This is a genomic window from Brevundimonas intermedia, from assembly GCF_004614235.1.
Lineage (GTDB): Bacteria > Pseudomonadota > Alphaproteobacteria > Caulobacterales > Caulobacteraceae > Brevundimonas > Brevundimonas intermedia_A.
The window spans coordinates 951606-973567 of record NZ_SPVH01000006.1 but is presented as its reverse complement, the minus strand read 5'-3'; the positions used below and the strand labels follow the sequence as shown (position 1 = coordinate 973567).

27 protein-coding genes are annotated in these 21962 nt (G+C 67.5%); 10 read left to right on the top strand and 17 right to left on the bottom strand.

The genetic code is table 11. The features are described from left to right. Positions 1–2: 2 nt before the first annotated feature. The 8 genes from flbD to EGY25_RS11040 form a co-directional block, all read right to left on the bottom strand. Complete coding sequence (flbD, locus tag EGY25_RS11075) at positions 3–1415, bottom strand: sigma-54-dependent transcriptional regulator FlbD (protein WP_135195018.1); 1413 nt, start codon at positions 1413–1415, stop codon at positions 3–5. A 40-nt stretch (positions 1416–1455) separates the two neighbouring features. Beyond that, entirely contained in the window at positions 1456–1788 is a 333-nt protein-coding gene (fliN, locus tag EGY25_RS11070; RefSeq protein WP_135195017.1) for a flagellar motor switch protein FliN, read from the bottom strand. Then, a complete protein-coding gene (locus EGY25_RS11065) occupies positions 1788–2450 on the bottom strand; it encodes a flagellar assembly protein FlbE (RefSeq protein ID WP_135195016.1) in 663 nt (220 codons plus the stop codon). Before EGY25_RS11065 ends, fliN begins: the two co-directional genes overlap by 1 nt. 1 nt (position 2451) lies before the next feature. Next, entirely contained in the window at positions 2452–3486 is a 1035-nt protein-coding gene (gene fliG, locus EGY25_RS11060; protein WP_135195015.1) for a flagellar motor switch protein FliG, read from the bottom strand. Then, positions 3486–5123, bottom strand: coding sequence for a flagellar basal-body MS-ring/collar protein FliF (gene fliF, locus EGY25_RS11055; protein WP_135195014.1), 1638 nt, complete (start codon positions 5121–5123; stop codon positions 3486–3488). The genes fliG and fliF overlap by 1 nt, the downstream gene beginning before the upstream one ends. Before the next feature lie 87 nt (positions 5124–5210). Then, on the bottom strand, positions 5211–6239 hold the full coding sequence (locus EGY25_RS11050; protein WP_135195620.1) for an alpha/beta fold hydrolase: 1029 nt from the start codon (positions 6237–6239) through the stop codon (positions 5211–5213). A gap of 17 nt (positions 6240–6256) precedes the next feature. After that, positions 6257–6889 carry a uracil-DNA glycosylase family protein gene (locus tag EGY25_RS11045; RefSeq protein ID WP_135195619.1) on the bottom strand — a complete coding sequence of 211 codons (633 nt, stop codon included), beginning with the start codon at positions 6887–6889 and terminating at the stop codon, positions 6257–6259. Between the two features lie 134 nt (positions 6890–7023). Continuing rightward, complete coding sequence (locus tag EGY25_RS11040; RefSeq protein ID WP_135195013.1) at positions 7024–7329, bottom strand: DUF3253 domain-containing protein; 306 nt, start codon at positions 7327–7329, stop codon at positions 7024–7026. 47 nt (positions 7330–7376) lie between these two features. Here EGY25_RS11040 and EGY25_RS11035 point away from each other — a divergent pair, with 47 nt between their 5' ends. From EGY25_RS11035 to EGY25_RS11025, 3 genes are read left to right on the top strand one after another with little or no spacing between them, the layout of a single operon-like run. Next, complete coding sequence (locus EGY25_RS11035; protein ID WP_055754103.1) at positions 7377–7808, top strand: PaaI family thioesterase; 432 nt, start codon at positions 7377–7379, stop codon at positions 7806–7808. Further along, positions 7805–8311 carry a MarR family winged helix-turn-helix transcriptional regulator gene (locus EGY25_RS11030; protein WP_135195012.1) on the top strand — a complete coding sequence of 169 codons (507 nt, stop codon included), beginning with the start codon at positions 7805–7807 and terminating at the stop codon, positions 8309–8311. The genes EGY25_RS11035 and EGY25_RS11030 overlap by 4 nt, the downstream gene beginning before the upstream one ends. Positions 8312–8353: 42 nt before the next feature. Further along, entirely contained in the window at positions 8354–9463 is a 1110-nt protein-coding gene (locus tag EGY25_RS11025; RefSeq protein ID WP_135195011.1) for a dipeptidase, read from the top strand. Positions 9464–9483: 20 nt separating this feature from the next. Here the strand turns inward: EGY25_RS11025 and EGY25_RS11020 are convergent, their stop codons facing one another. From EGY25_RS11020 to EGY25_RS11000, 5 genes are all read right to left on the bottom strand, one after another. Further along, positions 9484–10755 carry a NupC/NupG family nucleoside CNT transporter gene (locus EGY25_RS11020; RefSeq protein WP_135195010.1) on the bottom strand — a complete coding sequence of 424 codons (1272 nt, stop codon included), beginning with the start codon at positions 10753–10755 and terminating at the stop codon, positions 9484–9486. An 83-nt stretch (positions 10756–10838) separates the two neighbouring features. After that, the gene (locus EGY25_RS11015) at positions 10839–11267 is read right to left on the bottom strand and encodes a DoxX family protein (RefSeq protein ID WP_135195009.1); all 429 of its coding nucleotides are present in this window, start codon (positions 11265–11267) and stop codon (positions 10839–10841) included. A 4-nt stretch (positions 11268–11271) separates the two neighbouring features. Then, complete coding sequence (locus tag EGY25_RS11010) at positions 11272–12027, bottom strand: HvfC/BufC N-terminal domain-containing protein (protein ID WP_135195008.1); 756 nt, start codon at positions 12025–12027, stop codon at positions 11272–11274. Next, a complete protein-coding gene (gene bufB, locus EGY25_RS11005; RefSeq protein WP_135195007.1) occupies positions 12024–12884 on the bottom strand; it encodes an MNIO family bufferin maturase in 861 nt (286 codons plus the stop codon). The genes EGY25_RS11010 and bufB overlap by 4 nt, the downstream gene beginning before the upstream one ends. Then, entirely contained in the window at positions 12884–13177 is a 294-nt protein-coding gene (locus tag EGY25_RS11000; protein WP_135195006.1) for a BufA1 family periplasmic bufferin-type metallophore, read from the bottom strand. The genes bufB and EGY25_RS11000 overlap by 1 nt, the downstream gene beginning before the upstream one ends. A 140-nt stretch (positions 13178–13317) precedes the next feature. On the opposite strand from EGY25_RS11000, the gene EGY25_RS10995 reads away from it, so the two are divergent. Both EGY25_RS10995 and EGY25_RS10990 read left to right on the top strand, forming a co-directional pair. Continuing rightward, positions 13318–13872, top strand: a complete 555-nt coding sequence (locus EGY25_RS10995; protein ID WP_348521859.1) for a sigma-70 family RNA polymerase sigma factor — start codon at positions 13318–13320, stop codon at positions 13870–13872. Next, positions 13862–14497 carry an NrsF family protein gene (locus EGY25_RS10990; protein ID WP_135195004.1) on the top strand — a complete coding sequence of 212 codons (636 nt, stop codon included), beginning with the start codon at positions 13862–13864 and terminating at the stop codon, positions 14495–14497. Before EGY25_RS10995 ends, EGY25_RS10990 begins: the two co-directional genes overlap by 11 nt. A gap of 3 nt (positions 14498–14500) precedes the next feature. On the opposite strand, the gene EGY25_RS10985 is transcribed toward EGY25_RS10990, so the two are convergent. After that, entirely contained in the window at positions 14501–15379 is an 879-nt protein-coding gene (locus EGY25_RS10985) for a branched-chain amino acid aminotransferase (RefSeq protein WP_135195003.1), read from the bottom strand. Between the two features lie 88 nt (positions 15380–15467). Here EGY25_RS10985 and EGY25_RS10980 point away from each other — a divergent pair, with 88 nt between their 5' ends. The 3 genes from EGY25_RS10980 to EGY25_RS10970 all read left to right on the top strand — a co-directional run bounded on the left by EGY25_RS10980 (position 15468) and on the right by EGY25_RS10970 (position 18134). After that, positions 15468–16199, top strand: coding sequence for a response regulator (locus EGY25_RS10980; protein WP_432417379.1), 732 nt, complete (start codon positions 15468–15470; stop codon positions 16197–16199). Positions 16200–16203: 4 nt separating this feature from the next. After that, positions 16204–17571 (top strand): ATP-binding protein, encoded by a 1368-nt coding sequence (locus EGY25_RS10975; RefSeq protein WP_135195001.1) that lies wholly within the window; start codon positions 16204–16206, stop codon positions 17569–17571. Positions 17572–17657: 86 nt separating this feature from the next. After that, positions 17658–18134 (top strand): hypothetical protein, encoded by a 477-nt coding sequence (locus EGY25_RS10970; RefSeq protein ID WP_209308035.1) that lies wholly within the window; start codon positions 17658–17660, stop codon positions 18132–18134. On the opposite strand, the gene EGY25_RS10965 is transcribed toward EGY25_RS10970, so the two are convergent. The 3 genes from EGY25_RS10965 to EGY25_RS10955 form a co-directional block, all read right to left on the bottom strand. Then, entirely contained in the window at positions 18131–18919 is a 789-nt protein-coding gene (locus tag EGY25_RS10965) for a pyrroline-5-carboxylate reductase family protein (RefSeq protein WP_245159440.1), read from the bottom strand. The two genes, EGY25_RS10970 and EGY25_RS10965, sit on opposite strands and share 4 nt — an antisense overlap. Before the next feature lie 17 nt (positions 18920–18936). After that, positions 18937–19440 carry a YbjN domain-containing protein gene (locus EGY25_RS10960; protein ID WP_135194998.1) on the bottom strand — a complete coding sequence of 168 codons (504 nt, stop codon included), beginning with the start codon at positions 19438–19440 and terminating at the stop codon, positions 18937–18939. Positions 19441–19516: 76 nt separating this feature from the next. Further along, the gene (locus tag EGY25_RS10955) at positions 19517–19828 is read right to left on the bottom strand and encodes an accessory factor UbiK family protein (RefSeq protein ID WP_135194997.1); all 312 of its coding nucleotides are present in this window, start codon (positions 19826–19828) and stop codon (positions 19517–19519) included. Positions 19829–20002: 174 nt separating this feature from the next. Here EGY25_RS10955 and lgt point away from each other — a divergent pair, with 174 nt between their 5' ends. Continuing rightward, a complete protein-coding gene (gene lgt, locus EGY25_RS10950; RefSeq protein ID WP_135194996.1) occupies positions 20003–20878 on the top strand; it encodes a prolipoprotein diacylglyceryl transferase in 876 nt (291 codons plus the stop codon). Next, positions 20875–21960, top strand: a complete 1086-nt coding sequence (locus EGY25_RS10945; RefSeq protein WP_135194995.1) for a class I SAM-dependent methyltransferase — start codon at positions 20875–20877, stop codon at positions 21958–21960. Before lgt ends, EGY25_RS10945 begins: the two co-directional genes overlap by 4 nt. Positions 21961–21962: the final 2 nt, after the last annotated feature.

The window sequence follows — 21962 nt, the reverse complement described above, 5'->3', positions numbered from 1 at the left end:
TCTCAGGCCGCGTAGCCCGAGGCCGAGACGCCGCTCATGGGCGCAGGAATGGCCGTGCCCTCATCGGAGTATTCGTTCAGCTTGTTGCGCAGGGTGCGGATCGAGATGCCCAGGATATTGGCCGCATGGGTGCGATTGCCCAGGCAGTGGGTCAGGGTGTCCAGGATCAGGGTCTTTTCCATCGCCGCCACCGTCTGGCCGACGAAGCTGCGGGTCACGGCGTCGGCGGCCTGGGCGGCGCGGGCGGCGATGCCCCCCTGCCCGCCATCATAGGCATGGCCGGTCATGGCGCCCGCGCCTTGCCCCGACAGCGGCTGACCGTCCGGCAGGCGGATGGCGTCCACATCGATCTCGGGTCCCGTCGCCAGCAGCACCGCGCGGTGCATGGCGTTCTCAAGCTCGCGGACGTTGCCGGGCCAGCGGTGGGCGGCGATGGCCTGTCGCGCCTGGGCCGAGATCGGGCGCACCGGCACGCCGTTGGCGGCGGCGTATTTCTTGATGAAGTGGTCGGCCAGAACCACGATGTCGCCCGGACGCTCGCGCAAGGACGGCAGGCGCAGGTTCACCACGTTCAGGCGATACAGCAGATCCTCGCGGAACACGCCCTCCGCCACGGCCTTGGCGAGATCGCGGTTCGAGGTGGCGATGATGCGGATGTTGACCGAGACGGGCTTGGAGCCGCCAACGCGGTCGATGACCCGTTCCTGGATGGCGCGCAGCAGCTTGGCCTGAAGCCGGGCGTCCATCTCAGAGATTTCGTCCAGCAACAGCGTACCGCCGTCGGCCTCCTCGAACTTGCCGATGCGGCGCGCGACGGCCCCGGTGAAGGCGCCCTTCTCGTGGCCGAACAGTTCGGATTCCAGCAGATTGTCGGGAATGGCGGCGCAGTTGACGCTGATGAAGGGGCGTTCGGAGCGGCGCGAATGCTCGTGCAGATACCGGGCCATCACCTCCTTGCCGACGCCGCTTTCGCCGGTGATCAGGATCGAGGCTTCCGAGCGCGCGACCTGGTCGGCCAGTTGCAGCACGGCCTTCATCGACGGATCGGCCGAGATCATCGGCTTTTCGTCATCGGCGACGGCCGACAGGACGGCGGCGATCAGTTCGGCGTCGGGCGGAAGCGGGATGAACTCCTTGGCGCCGGCCTTGATCGCGGCGGCGGCTTCGCGCGCATCGGCGTCGATGCCGAAGGCCACGACCGGGATGGTGATCCGCTCGGCCTCGTTGGCGGCGATCAGGGCGGCGATGTCCAGCTGATAATCGACCATCAGCAGGTCCGCGCCCTGTCCCCGGCGCAGTTGTTCGGTCGCCTGGTCGGCGCGCTCGACGTGGGTGACCTTGGCGCCGTGCGCCATGGCCATCTTCACCGCCGAAGCGAGCTGTCCGCTCAGTCTGCCTACCACCAGAAGACGCATCGTTCTTCTCCTCTAATCTTTGTTTCGAACGCGTCGCCCGTCAGGCGCCGCTGTCCTCGGTCTTGATGATTTCCGTCATGGTCACGCCCAGCCGGTCGTCGACGACGACGACCTCGCCGCGCGCGATCAGGCGGTTGTTGACGAAGATGTCGATCGCCTCGCCGACCTTGCGGTCCAGCTCCAGCACCGATCCCTTGTTCAGCTTCAGCAACTGGGCCACCGACATGTGCGACTTGCCCAGAACGGCCGAGATATTGACCGGCACGTCGAAGACGGTGGCCAGGTCGGCGGCGGTCTTGTCGCCGTGATCGTCGATCGGCGGCGGGCCGGAAAGGCTGGAGAATTCCTCCAGCGCCAGGTCGTCGGATGCCATCAGAACATGCTCCTGTCGACGGGAAGGGATTCGGAGTGTCCGGCCTCGGCCGCCAGGGCGGCCGTCAGCGCCTCGGCGACACGGTCGGCCGACCCTTTGGGATCATGGTCGGCGCGGCCATCGGCCCATTCCAGCTGGAAGGCCGCCTGCGCCATGCCCGGCTCATCGCGGAAGGCGACCACGCCGGTGAAGCCGCTGTCGGCGCAGGCCTGCTGGATCAGGGCGCGCGCCTCGTCGTCCAGGCCCGAGGTCCGAACGACCAGACGCGGCGAGGCGTCGATCTCCTGCGCCAGCATTTCCAGCGCGGCCTTCAGCGGCGCCTGCGGGAAACGCTCCAGCGCGGCCCCGCCGATGGCGCGGGCGGCGGCCAGCGCCAGGTCGGCGGACTGCTCGCGATGCGCCTGGGCCACGGCCTTCAGCGTCGGCATGGCCGAGGCCACCGACTGGGCGATGTTGCTCAGGGCCATGGCGCGGATGTTCTCGATCTCGCCCAGCGCCTGCTGGCGGGCTTCCAGCCGGCCTTGCGCCACCAGGGCATCGACCTCGGCCGGCAGATAGGAGCGTTTGGCCGGCGTCCAGGCGCCGGGGCGCACGACCGTGCCGTCGGCGTCGAACTCGGTGTCGAAGGCGAAGAGGTGACGGATTTCGGGGGACTGGGTCATGTCAGTAGATCAGCTCGTCGTCGGAGCCCTGGCCGGCCAGCATGATATCGCCCTTGGCGGCCAGGTCCTTGGCGACCTGAACCATGGCCATCTGCGCCGCATCGACGTCCTTCAGACGCACGGGGCCCATCGATTCCATGTCTTCGCGCATGATCTTTGAGGCGCGCTCGGACATGTTGGAGAAGAACATCTCGCGCAGCCCCTCCGAGGCGCCCTTCAGCGCCAGGCCCAGCGAATCCTTGTCCACGCCGCGCAGCAGGGTCTGGACGCCGCCGGGGTCCAGCTTGGACAGGTCCTCGAACACGAACATCAGGGCGCGGATGCGCTCGGCCGATTCGCGATTACGCTCTTCCAGGGCGCCGATGAAGCGAGCCTCGGTCTGGCGGTCGAAGCTGTTGAAGATGTCGGCCATCATCTCGTGGCTGTCGCGCTTGGAGGTGCGCGCCAGGTTCGACATGAATTCGGTGCGCAGCGTCGCCTCGATCTTGTCCAGGATCTCGCGCTGCACCGGCTCCATGCGCAGCATCCGCTGCACGCACTCCAGGGCGAAGTCCTCGGGCAGGCTGGTCAGGACGCGGGCGGCGTGGTCCGAGCGCACCTTGGACAGGATGACGGCGACGGTCTGGGGGTATTCGTTCTTCAGATAGTTGGCGAGGACGGCCTCGTTCACATTGCCCAGCTTGTCCCACATGGTGCGACCAGCCGGACCCCGGATCTCCTCCATCAGGCCGTCGACGCGATCCTTGGGCAGGAAGGCGGCCAGCAGCTTCTGGGTCTGTTCATAGCTGCCCATGACCGAGCCGGATCCCGACAGGCCCGAGACGAACTCGATCATCAGGGCCTCGACGGCCTCGGCGCTGACATTGCCCAGCGTCGCCATGGCCTGCGAGATCTCCTTGACCTCGTCGTCGTCCAGACGCTCCCACAGGGCGGTATGTTCTTCGCCCAGCGCCAGCAGAATGACGGCGGCCTTCTCCGGCCCCGTCAGCTTGTTGGGGTCGTCGATCGCAGCCTTCTTGTTGACCAGCTTCGCCATCAGCCTTCGGCCACCCAGGTGCGCAGGATGCCGGCGGCGTCATCGGGATGGGCCTGAACGAAGTCGGCGACCTTCTTGACCGACGACGCCTTCACCTGACCCTCGATGCGGGCGATGTCGATCTTCTGGTCCATCTCGGTCGGGGCGGGCAGTTGGACCAGTTGCGGCTGTCCGTCGGCGCCGATCACCGTTGTCGCCACCGTCGTCACCGGCATGCCGTTTGAGCCCATGACGGCCGGCAGGTTCGTCCCGCCCGAGGCCGTCTTCAGCAGCGGACGCAGCACGAAGAAGATCAGCAGCAGGGCGACGACCGTCAGTATGCCGAGCTCGACGAAGCGCATGATGTCGTTCTTGGAGAAGTCCAGTATCGACGACTTGCCCTCCAGACCGCCGGCGATGCCGGTGTCGTGGTTGAAGCGGACGTTGATGACCTCGATCTTGTCGCCGCGCGTCTCGTCGATGCCGGCGGCGGCGGCGACCAGCGACTTGATTTGGGCGATTTCCTCGGCGGTGCGCGGCGCATAGGTCGGTTCGCCCTTGCCATCGGCGGCGGGCGTCCACTTGCCGTCCACGGCGACGGCGACGGCCAGCTTCTTGACCTCGCCCGGCTCCTTGGTCGTGGTCGTCGTGGTCTTGGAGATTTCGTAGTTGGTGGTCTCGGCGTTCTCGCTGTTGGTCGAACCGGCCGGCGTGGCGCCGGGCGCCGCGCCGCCGGGGATGTTGTTCGTGGCGGTCACGCCGCCGTCGGGCTGGGCGGTGTTGTCGGCGGACTGCGAGCCGTTGGTGGTGGTCGAACGGACGACCTGGCCATCGGGATCGAACTTCTCTTCCTGGGTGGTGGCGCGGCTCTGATCGATGTCGGCCGTCACCTGAACCCGAGCCGAGCCGATGCCCACGACGCCTTCGACGATGTCCTTGATGCGCGCCTGAAGCTGGCTTTCGGTATTGCCCTTGGCCTCGGCGGCGGAAGCCGAGGAGAAGGTCCCGTCGTCGCTGCCGGCGGCCAGGGTGCGGTTGTTCTGGTCGGCGACTGTGACGCGATCGGGCTTCAGGTTCGGCACGGACGAGGCCACCAGGTTGCGGATCGCCCGCACCTGATCCGCGCTCAGATCGCGGCCGCCCAGCCCCACCAGAACGGCGGCGGTCGGATCGCCGGCGGCGGAGGTGAACATCTCGCGGCGCGGCATGGTGATGTGGACGCGGGCGGCGGTGATACCGCGCATCGACATGATGGTGCGCGACAGTTCGCCCTGCAGCGCGCGCTGCTCGTTCAACTGCTGCTGAAACTCGGTCTGGCCCAGAACGGACTGATTGTCGAACAGCTCGTAGCCGACCGACCCCGAGGTCACGAGACCCTTCTCGGCCACCAGCATCCGCGCCGTGCCCACGTCGTCGCGGTTGACCATGACGGTCGAGCCGTCGCCCTTGGACGTATATTTGATACCGGCCTGATCAAGCGCTGTGGTGATCTCGCTGGCTTCGCGCAGATCCAAGTTGGAATAGAGCAGCGCATCGGGCGCCTGGCCCATGCGCAGCATGACGGCGACCAGCACGGCGGCCACGCCCGCGGCGACGCCGAGGACCGCGGCCAGACGGCCGATCCCGAACTTCTGCAACGCCGCTGTGAAGCCGCCCACGCGTCCCCGCCCCATACACGCGGGAGACACAGACGCCCCGCTAGGCAGAAAATGCCGCCTGGATGGTAAACGTCGCGTTAAGAGAGGTTACGGAACGGCCGAAGCCTTGCGGTCCAGCTGTGGCAAGACGGCTGGCGCGCCCGATGGCAGGGGCGCCTTTGGGTCTCTCAGCCACGACACCACGTCGCGATAGACGATCTCGGCGTCCAGATCGCGGTTCAGCAGATGCCAGCCGTTCGGATACCAGGCCGTGCGCAACGTGCCGCCCTCGGCCTCGGCCCGTCGCAAGGCCAGCCGCATTGGTCCCTTCTTCACCACCTCGTCGTGGGCGCCGTACATCAGGATGGCGTCGCCCCGGATGCGGCCCAGGCTGCGCGACGAGGTCTCCATCAGATCGACCAGCCCATAGACGGTGTCGAACCGCGTCGCGAGAATGCTCATCGGATCGCGCCCGTTGCGGATCAGTTCCAGCGTATTGGACGAGGCGTGGATGTCGCGGGTGATGAACTCCGGCGGCTCCAGCGCCACGTCGCCCAGCGCTCGCGCCGCGATGTTCAGCGCCGCGCTGTTCAGCGGACCTTGCGTCGACCAGCCCCAGACGCCGGGCGCCAGCAACACCACGCGATCCGCATCGGGCGGATTGTCCGAGCCAAAGGCCGCCGCCGTCACCGACCCGCCCATGCTCTCGCCCACCACCGCGATGACGGCGTTCGGATAGCGAGCCCGCGCCATGGCCGTGATCTCGCGCAGATCGTCGGTCATTCTCTGTTCGCCGGCCCACTCGCCCCGCCCCGGCGCCGCGCCGAAGCCGCGCTGGTCATAGGACCAGGTCTCGATCCCCTGCTCGGCCCACCAAGGGCCGGCCAGACGGAAGCTGGCGTCGTGATCGTTCATACCGTGCAGCGCCACGATCACCGCCCAGGGCGCGCGATCCGTCGGTCCCCACCGCAGATAGGGCAGACGCGCGCCGTCCGACATGACCAGGGCGCGATCCTCGACATGCGCGCCCGCAAACCCCGGCGGCGGCGTCAACGGCGACTGGATATGGGGCGTGGCGCAGGCGGACAGGGCGAGCGCAGCCGCCAGCGGGATCAACTTGGAGAACTGCAAAACCATTGGTCCCACGCATCGCCTCACGAAAGAACTGGGTCCCCGCCTTCGCGAGGACGAGCGGTCGCAGAACTCAGGATCGAACGCACCCGTTCCCGCAAATACGGAACCACCTCCGCCTCGAACCACGGGTTTTTCCTCAGCCAGGCCGTATTGCGCCAGGACGGATGCGGCAACACCAGCAGGTTAGGCGCATAGTCCCGCCACGCCTGCACCGTCTCGGTCATGTTGCGCTTGGCCCGATCCCCCAGCGCCCAGGCCTGGGCATAGCCGCCGACCAGCAGAGTCAGTTCCATCTGCGGCAGGGCGTCCAGCAGTTGCGGCCGCCACAGGTCCGCGCACCGCGTCGGCGGCGGATAGTCTCCACCCTTGGGCGCCGTCCCCGGATAGCAGAAGGCCTGGGCGGCCACGCCGATGCGGCGGTCGGCATAGAAGGTCTCGTAGTCCACGCCCATCCAGTCACGCAACCGGTCGCCCGACGGATCGGTGAACGGCAGGCCGCTTTCGTGCACCCGCCGCCCCGGCGCCTGGCCGCAGATCAGCAGCCGCGTCTCGGGAAACACCCGCACCACCGGACGCGGCGTGTGCGGCAACACGCCCGCGCAGGCGCGACAGGCGCGGATGTCGCTCAGGACATCGTCGAGATTACCCCCGATCCGCTCATCCCCGCGAAAGCGGGGACCCAGATCTTTGGGCGCTCCCCCTTCGCCGATTTTCAGCGATATCGATCCCAAACGCCTTGCCTCACGAAAGGACTGGGTCCCCGCTTTCGCGGGGATGAGCGGAGCGCTTAATCCTCGATGTCGTCTTTGGCTGCGGGCGGACGACGGCTCAGAGCCAGGGCCGTCTCTTCCTCGGTCGCCTGACGCAGGCGCGTCACGCCGCGGACGTGGTCCGGATCGACCGGCTTGCCCTTCTTGGTGATGGTCAGCTTGCCCTGGCGCATCAGGCTCAGCGCGATGGCGCGGACCTTGGGCAGCATGCGCTGCCACTGCTCCGGCTGTAGCTCTTTGGCCACTTCGGCGGGCTCAATGCTCTTGCCGGGCTCAAGCGCAGCAATTTTGTTCAGGATTGCGGTTTCGATCGGATCGCTCATTGCGCCTATATGCTGCAACGCACGCCCATAAGTAAGGCCAAGTCTGCATGCCCAAGAAAATCACCATCACAGAGGGCGAGTTCGCCGGCTGGCAGACCTACGATCTGCACGACACCTTCGACACCGTCGTCGGCCCATTCTACGGCAAGCCTGACCCCGACGGGCATATGCGCTGCGCCTTCCGCGCCGAGCAGAAGCACATGAACGCGGGCGGCCGGATGCACGGCGGCTGCCTGATGACATTCGCCGACATCGCCATGTTCCAGATCGCCTATCAGGAGATGGAGGGCGCTTCGGGCGTCACGGTCCAGCTGGATTCGACCTTCATCGACGGCGGCTATGTCGGCGAACTGATCGAAGCCACCGGCCAGGTCACCAAGGCCGGCAAGAGCCTGATCTTCGTGCGCGGCCAGATCAACACCGGCGACCGCCTGCTGATGACCTTCTCCGGCGTCATCCGCAAATTCACGCCCCGGTGACGGATTATAGCCGCAGTTTCGGCGGTGCGGCTCTAGGCGCGCGCCTGCGCCGGGCCTCCGAACGGATCGATCGGGACGGCACGCGGGTCTATGCGGCCCAGGGAATCGAGTTCGAGCAGCGCTGGTACGGCATCCTGCGCCAGCTAGTCGAACACGACCGACCCATGGCGGTCGGCGAGATCGCCGCCATTCTGCGCATCACCCACGCCTCGGTCAGCGAGGCCAGTCGCTCGATGGAAAAAAGCGGCCTGGTCGAGTCAGCGACCGCCCCCGAGGACGGCCGACGGCGGCTGTTGCGCCTGACGGCTGCCGGCCAGGCCCTGGCGGCCGAACTGACGCCTTTGTGGAATGCCTTCAGCGACGCGGCGGTGGAGTTGAACGCCGAAGCGGGCGATCTGGTCGATCTGCTCGACCGTCTCGACGACGCCCTGGACCGCCGCTCCATGTTCGACAGGATTCTGTCCAAAATTTCACTGGACCCGAAGACCGCCGACGATGAATAGGTAGGCACCTACGAATATTCATTCAAGTCTGAGCTTGCAGCCATGATCATCACGCGTCGCATCCTGTTGGGCGCAGCCGCCGCCTCGTCCGTCACAGCTTGTGCGGGCCTGCCTCGCCCCTCGACCGTGGACGCCGCGCGCGTCTATCGCGACGCCATCGTGATCAACGGCAATCTGGTCCTGCCGATCGATCCAGACACGCCTCTGGACCAGGAGACGCGCGACATCATCAAGGCGTCGGGCCTGACAGCGGCCAAACTGACCATCGGCGGATCCGGCGGCGAGACACGGGCCGAAACCGCCGCCTCCATCGCCGCCATCGACAAGACCGTGGCGCTGAATCCCGACATCTACATGAAGATCGCCTCGACGGCGGACTTCGCGCGCGCCAAGGCGGCCGGCAAACTCGGCATCATCTATTCGTTCGAAGCGGCCGAAATGCTGGAGGGCGACATCGACGCCATCGACCAGTTCCGCGCCGCCGGCGTTCTGGTGATGGGCCTGAGCTACAACCTGACCACCCCCTTCGCCTCGGGCGCGATGTCGCCGACCTCCACAGGCCTCACGAATCTGGGCCACGAGGCGGTGGCCCGCATGAACGCCCGTGGCGTCACCATAGACGTCAGCCACAGCGACGAACTGTCCAGCCTCGGCGCCATTTCAGCCTCGACCAAACCCGTCCTGATCACCCATGCCGGAGCCAGCGTCGTCCACGCTCATCCGCGCAACAAGTCCGACCGGCTGATGCGCGCCCTGGCCTTGGGCGGCGGCGTCATGGGTATTTATGAACTCAGCTATCTGACGACGGCGCCGGCCCAGCCGTCGCTCGACGTCTATTTCGCCCACCTGAGCCACGCCCTGGAAATCTGCGGCGAGGACCATGTCGGGATCGGCAGCGACGCCCTGCTCTGGCCATTCGACACCTCGCCCGAAAGCATGGCCCAGTGGAACGCGAGCCTGGAACAGCGAAAGGCCTCGGGCGTCGCCGCGCCGGGCGAAGGGCCGCCGCCGTTCGTTACGGGGCTGAACCGCCCCGACCGCTGCGCCGTCATCGCCGACGGTCTGGTCAAGCGTGGCTATCGCGCCCGAACCATCGACAAGATCCTGGGCGGCAACTTCCAGCGCGTCTTCGCCGAGACCTGGACGGCCTGAGGCCGCCCGGCCGGGTTCGATCAGCCGAACACGGCCGCCGGCATGACGCCCACTATGGCCGCGCTCATGGCCGTGGCCATGAAGCCGGCGAACAGGGCCTTCCAGATCAGGCCCAACACCTCTTCGCGCCGCTCGGGCATCAGCACCGACAGGCCGGTCACGGTGATGCCCACCGAACCGATGTTGGCGAAGCCGCACAGGGCGTAGGTCATCAGCATCCGCGTGCGCTCGCTCATGGCGTCGGCCGGGATCTTGCCCAGGTCGATGAAGGCCACGAACTCGGTCAGGGCCAGTTTGACGCCCAGCAGCCAGCCGGCCTGCCCCGCCTCTCGCGCATCGACGCCGATCAGCCAGGCCAGGGGCGTCAGCAGGACGCCGAGGATACGCTCGACCGTCAGCGGCTCGCCGAAGACGATGAAGCCGCCCAGCATGACGTTGACCAGGGCCACCAGGGCCACGAAGACGATCAGCACCGCCGAGATGTTCAGCACCACCATTAGGCCGTCGGACGTACCCTTGGAGATGGCGTCGATGGCGCTGTCGTATTTCAGGGCCGAGTCGTAGCTGATCGCTTGGATGGCTTCCTTGTTGGGTTCCGGCACCATGATCCGCGCCAGCAGCACGCCAGCCGGCGCCGAGACGATGGAGGCGACCAGAACGTGGCCGGCGGCGTTGGGCAGGGTCTGGGACAGGATGCTGGCGTAGGCGACCATGGTCGAACCGGCGACCGTCGCCAGGCCCACGGTCATCATCAGGAAGATTTCGGACCGGCTCAGCTTGTCCAGATAGGCCTTGATGACGATCGGGCTTTCGATGGTGCCCAGGAAGATGTTGGCCGCCACCGCCAGGGCCGAGGCGCCGCCCAGGCCCATGGTGCGCTGGAACAGCAGGCCAAAGCCGCGGATCAGCCACTTCAGGATCTTCCAGTGCCACAGCAAGGCCGACAGGGCCGAGATCACCATGATCAGCGGCAGGACGTTGAAGGCGAAGGTGAACAGGGCGCCTTCGTTCTGCACCGCATAGGGCTGATCGCCGCCGCCCAGATAGCCGAACACGAACCGCGTCCCCTGCGACGTCGCGACCGCCAGGCCGTCAATGGCGCCCGTCACGGCCGTCAAGACCGCGCGCGACCCCGGAATGGCGAACAGGGCCAGGACCAGACCAGCCTGAACCAGGACGGCGCCGATCGCCAGCTTCCACGGGAAGACGCGACGGTTCTCGGAGAACGCCCAGCAGACGGCGACGATGACGACCAGGCCGAACAGGCTCTGGAGGTTCAGAAGACTGAACATGAAAGGCGATCCCCACGCCGCGCGCTGCGGCCGTCTGCACGCTTCAAGGACAAGTTGACGCGGCTGGCAAGGGGGACGCGGCCTCAGTCGAGCTTCAGAACCCGATCCAGGCTCGCCGCGCCCGGTCCGCGCGCGATCAGATAGATCAGCGGCCCGGCCCACAGCAGGTGCGTCGGCCAGCCGGTAGGAATGATGAACACCTGGATCACCGCCGTCATCAGCAACAGGCCGATGGCCGCCGGCCGCGTCAGCAATCCCAGAACCAACAGGATGGGCAGGGCGTGCTCGGCATAGGTCGCCATATATGCCGCCACGTCGGGCGCCAGCAGCGGCACGTGATACTCCTCGGCGAACAGATACTGCGTCGAGGGCGACAGGGTCAGCACACCGTCAACCTTGGTGCGCCCGGACAGGAAGAAGGGCGCGGCGATCCCGACGCGCAGCAAAAGGGCCAGCGGCCATTCCGGAACGGCGTCGGTGATGCGCTGATGAATGCGGGCGATGGCGGTCATGATTTCAGCCTCTGGCGAGCGGGGTTTCGAAGACGCCGATCGCGATCAGACCGGCGAAAAGAGCGGGGACGTCCAGACCGGGCTGAGCCGACTGGGCGCTTAGGGCGGCTGCGCCGAACGGGCGACCTTTTTGGCAGGCGTCGAGGAAGGCCCATTCGGCGCGGCTCAAAAGCCGCGCCCGGACCTCGGCGTCGGGTCGCTGGATCAGCAGGCCTTGCGGCTCCGCGCGCCAGGCCAGTTCAGCGCCTGCCGTCGGATAGCGATGCGCCAGCCACAGCGACGGCGCCGTCCAGTCGAACCAGAACAGACGCACGGACGGATGCAGGCGCGCGGGCATGCCGGTCAGGGCCAGGCCCAGCGTCGCGGCGTGACGGGCGTTCATCGGCGAGGCGTCCGGCGACAGGTGCGCCTCGGTCCAGGCGCGGTCCAGGCGAGCGACCGGCGCCAGATAGGGCATGTCCCGCGCCGGCTCGAACCGGGCCAGCCAGTCGGGGAAGTCCGCGCCATAGGCGGCCAGCACAGGATCGTCGCCAGGCTGCGCCTCGACGAACTCGCGCGCCGCGGCGCGGAACCATTCGCTTCCGACCATCTGCGACACGGTCGGATAGTTGGCCTCCAGCGCGTCGATCCGACCCTTGACGGCGGTATTGCGATAGACGGCGATGGCGCCCAGCGTCCGGTCGTCTGGCTGCAGATGCGGCCACAGGTCGTCGACCCTGCCGTTCAGCGCGGTCTCGAAGGCGGCGTGAAAGGCGGTCATGCCAGGGCCTCCGCCAACATCAGGGCCTCTGCGGCGCGGGCTTGCTCGCCCAGCAGCTCGGCGAACTCCGGCACGTCGCCGTCGCGTTCGATCAGTGTGGGCCGCCCGCCGATGCGGCCGATCAACCGCTCGTAGAGCCGCCAGACCGCCTCGGCGACCGGGGCGTCGTGACTGTCGATCAGCAAGGCCTCGCCCCACACCGGATCGGGCCGATGCCCCGCCAGATGGATTTCTCCGACCAGATCGGCGGGCACGGCGTCCAGCCAGGCCTCGGCCGATCCGCCCATGTTGGCGGCGCTGACATGGACGTTGTTCACGTCCACCAGCAGGCCGCATCCGGTGCGTCGGGCGATCTCGACAAGGAAGTCGACGTCGTCCCATTCATGGCCGGCCATCGGCAGGTAGGCAGTGGGATTTTCGATCAAAATGCGTCGGCCCAGATATTCCTGCGCCTCTTCGACATGGTCGCAGACCAGGGTCAGCATCTCGCGGCTGCGCGGCACGGGCAGCAGGTCGGGGTGATAGACGTTTCCACGCCGCGACCAGGCCAAGTGTTCGGACACCACGAAGGGCTCGAACCTGTCGATCAGGGCGCGGAAACGGGCCAGGTGCGCGCGGTCGGGACGCTCGTCCCCGGCCAGGGACAGGCCGACGCCGTGCAGCGACAGGGGCCGACGCGCACGAATGCGCTCCAGCCAGCTCAGACGCGGCCCGCCGTCGACCATGTAGTTCTCAGGATGCACCTCGAACCACAGTCCGTCCTGCAAGCCGTTGGGGCCCCCGACCGCCGGGCAGGCCTCGGCCTCCACATAGTGTTGGGGCTTCAGACCCAGCCCGGCAGTCGGAAAGGCGGACATCAGCGGTTCGCGATCGGGCTCAGCGAACCATTGCCCTTGGGCGTCTGGATCGAGGCGCAGGTGCCCTTGGCGACCAGCTTCCAGGCGTTGCCCTGATAGTCCCGCACCGACGTGCCGGCGCAGGAGGTGCCGGGGCCGGCGGCGCAGTCGTTCTGACCGGCCTTGGCCACGCCGTAGCATTTCTCCATGGCGTTTTCCTGCTGGGCCGTCGGGCGGTTCTGGGCGGCGGCGGCGTTGGCGCCGAGGGCCAGAAGGGCGCCGGCGCCGATCATGATTTTGGTGGGGGTATTCATGGGTTCGTCTCCTGGGTGAGGGCCGTCCGAAGCGGAGCGACCTGACAGGAGAGGTTTCGGCGTCGATGCGGCGAAGGTTACGAGAAATATTTTGTCGGATTTCGGCTCCAAACCTGTAACCTCCGGCCTGTCCGGCGCGAATGGGATGCTGCGTGGTCGACAAGGAAGCCGAGCTCAAAAGCCTGATGTTGCGAGGACTCGATGGAGACCCCGTGGCCTGGCGCGCCCTGCTGTCCGCAATGCGCGGCGCCCTGACCCCTTTCTTCAAACGTCGCCTGATCGGTCATGAGGCCGATGCGGAGGATCTCGTGCAGGACTGCCTGATCGCCATTCACGCCAAGCGCGCGACATATGACCGGTCGCTGCCCTTCACAGCGTGGGCCTATGCGATCGCGCGCTACAAGCTGATCGACCATTTCCGCCGCCTGGGTCGTCGCCATGACGTGCCGCTGGAAGAGGCTTCCGTCCTGCTGGCCGAACATACGGTCGAGGACGGCGTCGTCCGCCGCGACCTGACCAAGGTCCTGTCCATCCTGCCGCTGCGCCAGCGCCGTCTGGTCGAAGACGTCCGCATCGGCGGCTTCAGCCTGGCCGAGGCCGCCGCCCGCAACGGCTTCACCGAGGGCGCGGCCAAGGTCAGCGTCCACCGCTCCATGAAGACGCTGGTCGCCAGCGTGAAACCCGATGAAGACTGAAGACCTGATCGACGCCCTGGCCGCCGGGCTTGAGCCGGCGCGGCCCGCACGGCCCAACGCCGCGCTGCTGGCCGGGGCCGGCTTGGCCGCCGTGACGGCCGTGGCCCTGTTGCTGGGGGTGCGTCCCGACCTGACGCAGGCGCTCCAGGCGCCGACGCCGTGGCTGAAGGGACTCTACACCGCCGCCCTGACTACGAGCGCGATCTGGCTGGCGACACGGCTGGGTCGGCCGGGCGTCGATGCCCGGCCCGCAGCGCTTGCCCTGATTTCCGTTGTGGCGGTCGCGGCGCTGTGGGGCGCCGTCGAGATGAGCCTGACCCCGCCTGACGCGCGCATGGCCGGCTGGCTGGGCCAGACCTGGACCATCTGCGGTCGAAACATCGTGCTGGTCTCGGCCTTCGCCGCGCCGCTGGTGTTCCTGTCAACGCGCCGGCTTGCGCCGACGCGGCCGACGGCGGCCGGTCTTGCGTTAGGGGTGGCGACGGGCGGTATCGCCGCCACCGCCTATGGCCTGCTGCATTGCGGGGAAGCGACGGCGGCCTTCGTCGCTACCTGGTATACGCTGGGCGTCGCGGCCGCCGGCCTGATCGGCGCCGTGATCGGCCGCTTCACCCTGCGATGGTAGGGCTCAGAGCTGGCCGCGCACCAGCTTGCCGTAGTGGTCCATCAGGTCCAGCGACAGGGCGCCCGGCGTGAAGCGATACTCGCCCACCTCGGCGACCGGCGTCACCTCGACGGCCGTGCCGGTCAGGAAGCATTCGGAGAAGCCCGACAGTTCTTCCGGCAGGATGTCGCGCACCACGACCTCGATGCCCTTCTCGCGGGCGATGTCGATGACCGTCTGGCGGGTGATGCCGTCCAGGATGTGCTCGACCTTGGGCGTGTGGATGACGCCGTCCTTGATGAAGAAGACGTTGGCGCCGGTCGCCTCGGCGACATAGCCGCGCCAGTCCAGCATAAGGGCGTCGGCGAAACCGTTACGCTCCGCCGTGTTCTTGGACATGGTGCAGATCATGTACAGACCGGCGGCTTTAGCCGTCGTCGGCGCCGTCGCCGGATCGGGGCGACGCCACTTGGCCCATTCCAGTCTCAGGCCGCGCGCCTTGACCTCGGGGTCGAAATAGCTGGGCCAGTCCCACACGGCGATGGCCAGATGGACCTTGTTGTTCAGCGCCGAAACGCTGGTCTGTTCCGGGCCGAGGTAGGCGACGGGACGCACGTAGCAGTCCGTCAGGCCGTTCTTGGCGCAGGTTTCCTTACAGAAGGCGTCGATTTCAGCGACGCTGTAGGGTATCTCGAAGTCGAGCAGGTTGGCGGACCGCTTCAGGCGCTCGGAATGCTGCGTCAGCTTGAAGATTTCGCCAGCGTACATACGCTCACCCTCGAAGACCGACGAGCCATAGTGCAGGGCATGGGTCAGAACGTGCGTTTTCGCTTCCCTCCAGGGGACGAAATCGCCATTCACCCAGATCCAGCCGTCACGATCGTCGAAAGGAACGAAGGCCATTGAAATACGTCTCCCGCGAAATTGACGGTGTTAGAGCCTCACGAATCGCTCAGGTCAACGCCCGCAGCGGGGGAAACGTCGCATGAGCATGACGGAATCGCGCTCGCACGGCCGTTCGGGCCCCATCGCCGGCCCCGGCGTGGGCCGCCATCTGCTGATCGTCGATGACGATGATCGCATCCGCGAGCTGCTGAAGGAATTTCTGGCGCGCGAAGGCTACCGGGTCACCGGCGCCGCCCACGCGGCCGCCGCCAAGCGGATGATGGAGCTGATCGAGTTCGATCTGGTCGTGCTGGACGTCATGATGCCGGGCGAAAGCGGACTGGACCTGACCAGCTGGGTTCGCGGCAAGGCCGAACTGTCCAAGACGCCGGTGCTGCTGCTGACGGCGCGCGGCGATCCCGAGGACCGGATCGAGGGCCTGTCGCGCGGGGCCGACGACTATATGTCCAAGCCGTTCGAACCGCGCGAGCTGGTGCTGCGCATCGACGCCATCCTGCGCCGCACCGGCGGCAAGCCGATCGGTCCCAAGGAGATCAAGCTGGGCACGGCCGTCTTCGACATGGAACGGCTGGAGCTGATCCGCGACGGCGTTCCCCAGCGCCTGACCGAGGCCGAGGCGCAGCTGCTCAAGACCCTGGCGCTTCATGCCCACGCTCCGGTGGAGCGGATGAGCCTGTCTCCCGACACCGCCGACATCACCGGCCGCGCCGTGGACGTTCAGGTGACGCGCCTGCGCCGCAAGCTGGAAGTCGATCCCAAGAACCCGCGCTATCTCCAGACGGTGCGCGGCGTCGGCTATATGCTGGCGCCCGATTGATCCGATGCGGCTGCTGCCCGCCTATCTGTGGCCGCGGTTCCTGAAGCGGCGCCTGCCGACCTCGCTGTGGGGCCGGTCGCTGCTGATCATCGTTCTGCCGGTGCTGGTCATGCAGATGGCGGTGACCTGGGTCTTCTTCGACGCCCACTGGCAGACCGTGACCGCGCGCCTGTCCGAAGGCTTGGCCGGCGACATCGCCTGGGCCGTCGAAACCTATGAGGACGATCCCAGCCCGGCCAACCTGGAAAAGTTGGCCAATCGCGCCGAGCGGTCGATGTCCCTGTCCATCGTGCTTCAGGAAGGCCGCACCCTGCCGACGGAGGAGCGGCGCGGGGCCATCGGCGTGGTGGACCGGGTGCTGGACAAGGCCTTGGACGCCAGGGTGGACCGCCCCTACTGGTTCGACACCACCCGCTACCCCGCCTATGTCGACATTCAGGTGCAGGAGCCGCAGGGCGTCCTTCGCATCATCGCCCCACGCGAACGCGCCGTGGCGACCCAGGCCCACATTTTCGTCCTGTGGCTGGCGGTGGCGACCGTCCTGCTAATGGGCGTGGCCATCCTGTTCATCCGCAACCAGGTGCGCGCCATCGAGCGGCTGGCCGACGCGGCCGAGGCCTTCGGGCGCGGCGAGACCGTGCCGCGGTTCAAACCGCATGGCGCGCGCGAGGTCCGCGCCGCGGCCGTCGCCTTCATGGCCATGCGCGACCGCATCCAGCGCCATATCGACCAGCGCACCGCCCTGCTCGCCTCGGTCAGCCACGACCTGCGCACGCCCCTGACCCGTCTGCGTCTCGAACTGGCCCTGGCCCCGCCGTTCAAGCGCCAGGCCGCCATGCGCGGCGACCTGGACGAGATGGAGCATATGATCGACGAATACCTCGACTTCGCTCGGGGCGAGGCCGGCGAACCGCCCAAGCCGGTCTCGATTTCCGATCTGCTCAAGGCGGCCGGCGAGGACGCCCGGCGCGTCGGCGCCGAGGTCCAGGTCTTGGTCCCCGAAGGCCTGACCGCGTCCGTGCGCCCCCTCGCCTTCAAGCGCGCGCTGGTGAACCTGGCCGGCAACGCCGCCTCGCACGGCGAGCACGTGCGCCTGTCGGGCCGCGCCCTGGCGTCCGGCGGGCTTGAGATCATCGTCGAGGACGACGGTCCGGGCATCCCCGAGGCCATGTATGACGAGGCCTTCCGCCCCTTCTCGCGCCTGGACGATTCCCGCAATCAGAACCGCAAGGGCGTCGGCCTGGGCCTGGCCATCGCTCGCGACGTGGCGCGCGGCCACGGCGGCGACGTCGCCCTGGACCGCAGCGACATGGGCGGGCTGAAGGCCACGATTCGCGTTCCGGGAACCGTCACGGTCGCCGAGACCGTCTGAGGCCTTTCAGCTTTCGCCGGTCAGGGGCTAGCGAAACGGCGCCGCAAGGGTCATCTTGATTCCGACAGGGCTTGGAGATGAATTCGATGCGTAGACTTGCCTTCTTTGCACCCCTGGCCGCGACCCTCGCAGCCGCCGCCATGGCCCAGGCGCAAGCCCCGACCGTCAACGTCACGGTCGGCCCGGAACTTCAGCGTCAGGTCGAGAAGCTTGGCGACCGCGAGGTCAACGAACAGATCGCCGGGCTTCAGGCCGAGGTCGGCAAGGCGTTGGAGCAACGCTACCCCGGCGCCACGGCCAACCTGATCCTGGTCGATTTGAAGCCCAACCGTCCGACCATGGAGCAGGTGCGCCAGACGCCGGGCCTCGACCCGATCAACAGCATCTCGATCGGCGGCGCTGCGATCAAGGGCGAGATCGTCACGGCGGACGGCCAGACCCTGCCGGTGCAATATTCCTACTTCTCGCCCAACATCGCCGACGTCTGGGGCTACAGCGTCTGGCGTGACGCCGACCGCGCCTTCGAGCGCTTCGGCAACCAGATCGAGCGCGGGCGCTTCTAACCCATTTCGCGGTTGCGTTTCACCGCCGCCGCGACCGTCTCGTCCAGCATCGCCGTCAGGCGGCCGTCCTTCGCCATGGCGTCAAGCCCGGCGCGGGTCGAGCCGCCGGGCGAGGCGATCCGGGCGATCAGAGCCTCCAGCCCATCGTCGCCCATCGAATCCGCTGCGGACCTCAGGGTCGCGCGTGCCAGCACATCCGCCGTCGTCGCATCCAGACCCGCCGCCTCCCCGGCCCGCGCCAGGGCCTCGGTGAAGGCGTAGAAATAGGCCGCGCCCGATCCGGCCACCGCCGTCGCCGCATCCATCAGGACTTCGTCGGCCAGCACCACGGTCTCGGCCATCGGCTCGAACAGCGCCCGCCCGATGTCCCCAGCTCGCGCATCCGCCGACCAGACCGAGGCCACGCCGCGTCCGCGCGACACGCCGGTCGTCGGCATCACCCGCACGATGGGCCAGCCGCCGATCCCTTCCGCCAGGGTCGGCGCGGTCACGCCCGCCATCACCGACAGGATGACGGCCCGATCGTTCAGGAACGGCGCCAGCGGGGCCATCACCTCGCGCCACAGGGCCGGCTTGACCGCCAGCACGATGACGGCGGCGTCGGTCAGCGTCTCCAGCGGCGGATTGATTCGCGCGCCCTTTGCACGCGCGGTCTCTGCGGCGGGCTTTTCCGACGGGCTGAGGATGATCAGGTCGGACGCGGCCACCGTCCCGCTCAGCAACCAGCCTTCCAGAATGGCGGACCCCAGCCGGCCGCAGCCGACCAGGACGACAGGACCCGACACAGAAGCCGCGTTTGGCATCAGGCGGTGCCGACGGTCTCGAACAGGCAGGCGTCGATGGCCTCCTGCGGCTTCTTGTTCCCGCGCACCATGAAGTCGAAGGCGGGGTAGTAGCGATCCGAGGCCTCGATGGCGGCGTCGATCATGGACGCAGCCTGGGCCAGGGTCGGGCGCTCGCCCATGGGCAGAGCCAGCGAGTGACGGAAGACGATCTCGCCGTCGTCGGCCCAGACTTCGAAATGGCCCATCCAGGTGCGCTGGTTGATCAGGCCAACCAGCTCATAGGCGGCGGTCTTGCGGCTCTTGGCCACCTTCAGGTCCAGCGCGCAGCACAGCTGAAGGCAGTCGCCCTCGGGCCGCCAGGCGAACCACAGCTCATAATCCTTCCAGTCGCCGGCCAGAGCAAAGGCCAGGTCGCCGTCATCGGTGCGGTCGAACGGAAGATTCTCGGCCGTAAGAACATGCTCGACGACCTCAAGCGGGTCGAAGGGCACGTCCACTTCCTCTGGCCGGGCGATATCCATCAATAGTCTCGATTCGAGCTGCGTCCGCGAGAATCGCGGGCATTAACAGAACGGTAAGCCTGTTCGCAGATTCGGCTCAACCGGCTGCGTCCCCGGGTTGAGTTCCATCTGTGGACGTTCCCTCAGAAGGCTTGCTGGCGGGCTTTGCAGCCGGTTTGGCGGCAGGTTTCGAGGCCGCCTTAAGCTCCGCGATCTCGGCCCGCAGTGCGGCGATCTCGTCTTTCAGCACATCGAATTCGTCACGGCGGACCAGGTCCATCTCGGCGGCGATCCGGTCGGCCTGGGCGCGCCAGGCGGTCTTGGCCTCTTCGCCGGCGGCCTGGGCCAGGCCCATGGCGCCGGTCGTCAGTTTGGCGAACTCGTCCAGGATGGGATTGCGGGTCTGCATGGCGGCTCCGACCTCAACGTCGTTAACGAAGGTTCACCGACTATGGTGAACGAAACCTTTCTTTCTGCTGCTTCGCGGATGCCATCAAGGCGTTGTTATTCGTCTTCACAGGCGACGGACGCAGCGACGCTTGCTAAACCGCCTTTCAGAGACTGCCCTTCACAGGAACGCCCCTTGCCCTTTCCCGAATTCGATCCGGTTCTGATCCACCTCGGACCGCTTCCGATCCGCTGGTACGCCTTGGCCTATGTCGCCGGCATCGTCCTGGGCTGGTGGTATGCCGCGCGCCTCGCCAAGACCCAGCGTCTGTGGGCGCCGGGCAAGCCGCCCGTCACCACGACGCAGCTGGACGACCTGGTGCTGTGGATCGTGCTGGGCATCATCCTGGGCGGCCGGCTCGGCTACGCCCTCTTCTACAAGCCGGTCATGTACGGCCAACTGTTCACCGGCCAGACGCTGGGCGAACGGTTCGAACTGTTCCAGCTGTGGACCGGCGGCATGAGCTTCCACGGCGGCTTCCTGGGCGTGGTCGTGGCCATCGCACTGTATGCCCGCTCGCAGAAGATCGACATGCTGCGCCTCGGCGACATGGTCGCTCCTGTGGTCCCGATCGGCCTGATGTTCGGCCGCCTGGCCAACTTCATCAATGGCGAGCTGTGGGGCCGCGAGACGACGGTTCCGTGGGCCGTGCGCTTCTGCAACGCCCGTATCGAACAGATGTATGGCTTCTGCCCCGCCGGCGACGCGCCCCGCCACCCCAGCCAGCTCTATGAGGCCGGCCTGGAGGGGATCGTTCTCCTCTCCGTCCTGTCCATTGCGATCTGGAAGTTCGATCTGCTCAAGAAGCCCGGCTACATCACCGGCCTGTTCCTGGTCGGTTACGGCGTCTGCCGCGCCGCGCTGGAAAATGTGCGCGAGCCCGACTTCGGCATGCCCGATTTCCCGCTGGGTCTGACCATGGGGATGATGCTGTCGATCCCGATGATCCTGGTCGGCGCCTGGCTGATCTGGCGCGCGTGGAAGCGTCCCCCGGTCGCCGCTGAGGCATGAGCGAGGCGCAAACCCTCAAGACCCGTCTGGCGCGAGAGATCGCCCTGACGGGTCCGATGACCGTCGCCGACTACGTCACCCGCTGCCTGCACGATCCCAAGGGCGGCTACTATGCGTCGCGTCCTGACCTGGGCGCACGCGGCGACTTCATCACGTCCCCCCTGGTCAGCCAGATGTTCGGCGAACTGATCGGCTTGTGGGCGGTCGAGACCTGGAACCGGCTGGGCGCACCCGAACGCTTCCGCCTGGTCGAGGTCGGCCCCGGCGACGGCACATTGATGAGCGACGCCCTGCGCGCCGCCCGCCTGGTCCCCGGTTTCCTGGAAGCCTGCGACCTGATCCTGATCGAACCCAGCGCACCCTTGCGCGATCTTCAAGCCAAGGCTTTAGCCGGCGCCGACCTGTCGCCCCGCTGGGTGCGCGACCTGACGCGGATCGAGACCGACGCCCCCGTGATCCTGATCGCCAACGAGGTGCTGGACTGCATGCCCGCGCGCCAGTTCGTCCGCACCGACGGCGGCTGGGCCGAACGCCGCATCGGCGTCACCGACGACGGCGACCTGATCTTCGGCCTGACCGCCGTCTCCGGCGGCTTCCACAAGCCGGACTTCGACATCGCGCCGGGCGGCATCCTCGAAATCTCGGAGCAGCAGGCCCTCTTCGGTCGCGACCTGGGCTTGTTGATGAAGGCCGCATCGGGCGCGGCCCTGCTGATCGACTACGGCCGCGCCCGGCCCGAGGCCGGCGACACCCTCCAGGCCCTGCGCCGTCACCAGAAGGTCGATCCCCTGTCGACGCCGGGCGAGGCCGATCTGACCCAATGGGCCGACTTCCCCCTGGTCATGGAAGCCGCCGTCCGCACCGGGGCCGACGTCACCGGCTGCCTGCCCCAGGGCGAGTTCCTGCGTCTGCTGGGCATCCAGGCCCGCGCCGAAGCCCTGGCGACCAGCCGGCCCGCCGCCGCCGCCGTCATCGCGCGCCAGCTCGACCGCCTGACCGGCGACGACCAGATGGGAAACCTGTTCAAGGCCGCCGCGATCTTTGCGCCCCGATCCCTGGTCGTGCCCGGCTGGGACGCCTGATA